Genomic DNA, 1356 nt, shown 5'->3' on the forward strand with positions numbered 1-1356 from the left:
CTGTGCCTTGTCTGTGCGGCGCGGCGTCTGTGCTGGTAGATGTGTGGGTGGTGCACACAAAGCCAGCCGGTCCGAGATCCCCGAACGGAGTCCCCCGATGAGCTCACAGTTCCGCACTCTGACGGTCGATCGAGACAACGCCGTGGCACGTATCACACTGAATCGTCCGGACGCGGCGAACGGCATCACCCAGGAACTGGCCGCGGAGCTGGCCCAGGCCGCCTATGACGCCGCGGGCGATCCGTCCGTGCGCGCCGTGCTGCTGACCGGCGCCGGACGTTTCTTCTGCGCCGGTGGCGACGTGAAGGAGATGGTCGGCTACGGCGATCGGGCCGAGGCGGAGATGAAGAAGCTCGCTGATCTGCTGCACCGGGCCGTCACGACCTTCGCCCGGATGGACGTGCCACTGGTCGTCGCGGTGAACGGGGTGACCGCGGGTGCCGGCATCGGGCTCGCCGTCCTCGGCGATCTGGTCCTGGCCGCGGAGTCGGCGACGTTCACCCTGGCCTACTCGAACGTCGGGCTCAGCCCGGACGGCGCCACGTCCTATGCGCTGCCGCGGCTGATCGGCCTGCGCCGCACCCAGGAGCTGATGTTCACCAACCGTCGGCTGTCGGCGGCCGAGGCCTGCGAGTGGGGTCTGGTCACCCGGGTCGTGCCGGCGCAGGATCTCGAGGCGGAGGCGACGGAGCTCGCCCGGCGGGTCGCGGCCGGGTCGGCGGACGCGCATCGCACGATCCGTCGGCTGCTCGCCGCCACCTACGACAACGGGCTGGAGAGCCAGTTGGAGCTGGAGGCCCGCGGCATCTCCGCCTGCGCCGGCGGTGACGGCAGGGAGGGCGCGGCCGCCTTCGTCGAGAAGCGGGCACCGAAGTTCGTCTGAGTCGGTCCGCTCAGACGATCGGGTCGGGGGCGGGGGCGCCATCGCGCGGCGCGGGGGCCGCGCCCGCGACATCGGGCACCAGCGGGCGCGGGCCCGCGGGTTCGGGTGCCGCGGGCACGAGAGCTCCCCGGACGACCGCCCAGCGCAGCAACGGCGGTGCCATCACCGAGGTGGCGACGGCGACCACCACCACCGTGTAGCCGGCGGGGCTGATCACCCCGAGGCGCAGGCCGGTGCCGGCGACGACGATCTCCACCACACCGCGGGCGTTCATACCGGCGCCGATCGCCAACGCCTCCCAGTGGCCGAGCCGGCTGCGCCGTGCCCCGAGGTAGGCGCCCAGGAACTTGCCCGCCACCGCCACCGCCAGCACCACGGCGGCCGCGGCCAGCACCGTCGGCCGTGCGAGGGCGCTCAGATCCACCCGCAGCCCCGCCAGGGCGAAGAACAGCGGGGCGAGGACCCCGGCGACG

General features: G+C 73.1%; 2 protein-coding genes. One reads left to right on the forward strand and one right to left on the reverse strand.

Going from position 1 to position 1356, the window contains the following annotated elements; genetic code table 11:
• The first annotated feature begins 97 nt into the window (after positions 1-97).
• The gene (locus G6R24_RS20980; RefSeq protein WP_163550840.1) at positions 98-883 is read left to right on the forward strand and encodes an enoyl-CoA hydratase/isomerase family protein; all 786 of its coding nucleotides are present in this window, start codon (positions 98-100) and stop codon (positions 881-883) included.
• 10 nt (positions 884-893) lie between these two features.
• Here the strand turns inward: G6R24_RS20980 and G6R24_RS20985 are convergent.
• Positions 894-1356, reverse strand: a 463-nt coding sequence (locus G6R24_RS20985; protein WP_192029228.1) for a cation:proton antiporter domain-containing protein, incomplete at its 5' end; no start/stop codon positions are given.

Origin of the sequence: Candidatus Frankia nodulisporulans (assembly GCF_902806475.1) — a bacterium.
GTDB lineage: Bacteria > Actinomycetota > Actinomycetes > Frankiales > Frankiaceae > Frankia > Frankia umida.

What these genes read in the sequence shown, in the direction of transcription:
- G6R24_RS20980 (WP_163550840.1), top strand. Translation starts at nt 98, where the DNA reads ATGAGCTCACAGTTCCGCACTCTGACGGTCGATCGAGACAACGCCGTG.